Origin of the sequence: Dyella japonica DSM 16301 (genome assembly GCF_001010355.1) — a bacterium.
Lineage (GTDB): Bacteria > Pseudomonadota > Gammaproteobacteria > Xanthomonadales > Rhodanobacteraceae > Dyella > Dyella japonica.
Map to the genome: position 1 here is coordinate 1 of NZ_JPLA01000136.1, position 392 is coordinate 392.

Genomic DNA, 392 nt, shown 5'->3' on the forward strand with positions numbered 1-392 from the left:
ATAAAGTGGGCATAGTTGGGACTAAGCAATGTAGAAAGGAATTTCCATAAATAGGGCTACTATATAGCCCCATTACTGTAAACAACTTACTCTGCGATTTCTTTAGCACCATCAAGTGCTTTAGCTACGTTACGACGGATAGAGTCATAACCTACCTGGGTATTAATGGAATCACCGTTAGTAAAAGTAATTACACCACGGCCTTCACTGTTTTCAGTAACGTAAGCTACGTTACGAGCAACAACAGTAACTTTCTGACCATTAACCTTAGTAGAAAAGATAGACATGATATTTCCTTAATTAACGAGCTGACTTAGCAGCTACAGGTTGATTAGGCTGGTTCTGGTATCGTCCATTGTAGGCAGTATTCTCTACTGTCTCATGGAAGATGA

Annotated in this window: 1 protein-coding gene; it reads right to left on the reverse strand. The window is 39.5% G+C overall.

Going from position 1 to position 392, the window contains the following annotated elements:
* Positions 1-86 precede the first annotated feature (86 nt).
* Entirely contained in the window at positions 87-287 is a 201-nt protein-coding gene (locus Y882_RS19610) for a hypothetical protein (RefSeq protein ID WP_046973413.1), read from the reverse strand.
* Between the last annotated feature and the right edge of the window lie 105 nt (positions 288-392).